The sequence below is a fragment of the Pseudomonas sp. SDO5591_S426 genome (assembly GCF_054070755.1).
Genome location: NZ_JBSVXD010000412.1, coordinates 1 through 962, shown reverse-complemented (window position 1 = coordinate 962; position 962 = coordinate 1). Strand labels below are relative to the sequence as shown.

The following is a 962-nucleotide window of genomic DNA, read 5'->3' as shown; positions in this document are numbered from 1 at the left end:
TACAGGGATCGCATTTCTCTGTAGGAGCTGCCGAAGGCTGCGATCTTTTAATGCATCACTCGGTGCTGCCCAGGCCTTGCCAATGCTTGAGGCCAATAAAGATGAAGCGCAGCTGCTGAGTAATTTTTGCCTGGGGCGTCAGGTGTTCCGGCAGCGCCTCGGCCGGTGGGTCGATGATGTCCGGCAAGGTGGCGAACACGCTTTTGACGATCAGGTCGGCCATGACACTCAAACCGGCGATGTCCAGGTGTTGCAGCTTGGGCATCAACGACAGGTCGGCAGCGAGGTCCGAGCTGATGTCTTCGCGCAGACGGCCGATGGCCAGACGCACTGACAGCGAGCCGCCGTACTGTTCGCGGGCCAGAAACAGGAACTGCGAACGGTTGGCGCTGACGACGTCGAGAAAGATTCGCACCGAGGCATCGATAATGCCGCCCATGACGAACTCGTTGTGCCGCACCAGGCGAATGGTTTCACGGAAGGTCTGGCCGACTTCGCTGACCAGCACCAGGCCCAGTTCATCCATATCGGCGAAATGTCGGTAAAAACCGGTGGGAACGATACCGGCGGTTTTCGCCACTTCGCGCAGGCTCAGGCTGCCGAATCCTCGGCCGCCTTCCATCAGGCGACGGGCAGCGTCCATCAGGGCGTTGCGGGTTTGTTGTTTCTGTTCGGCGCGGGGCAGCATTGCAAGGGCGTTTTCTGAAGAAGGACAGCGGCGCACTCTAGCAAATCGGCTTTGCCGGCGTCGAACGGCGATAGGGGGATCAGGCGAGAAGATGCGGCGTCTATAAAGCGAAAGGCCAGAATGTCAAAAGCCCAATCCGGTGATTGGGCTTTTTTTCAGGGCCGCCATGGGCTCAGCTCGTAGCGCTGTTGCGTTCGATTACACGGTCACCACCACCTTCGGCAAGGGTTTGACCTGGAGTGCGATCGGAACCGTCAGCGGCAAGGGTTTGACC

At 59.3% G+C, this 962-nt stretch carries 1 protein-coding gene; it reads right to left on the bottom strand.

Annotation, left to right across the window (positions count from 1 at the left end; translation table 11 throughout):
• Positions 1-55: 55 nt before the first annotated feature.
• On the bottom strand, positions 56-688 hold the full coding sequence (locus ACW9JC_RS30355) for a TetR family transcriptional regulator (protein ID WP_457459675.1): 633 nt from the start codon (positions 686-688) through the stop codon (positions 56-58).
• Positions 689-962 lie beyond the last annotated feature (274 nt).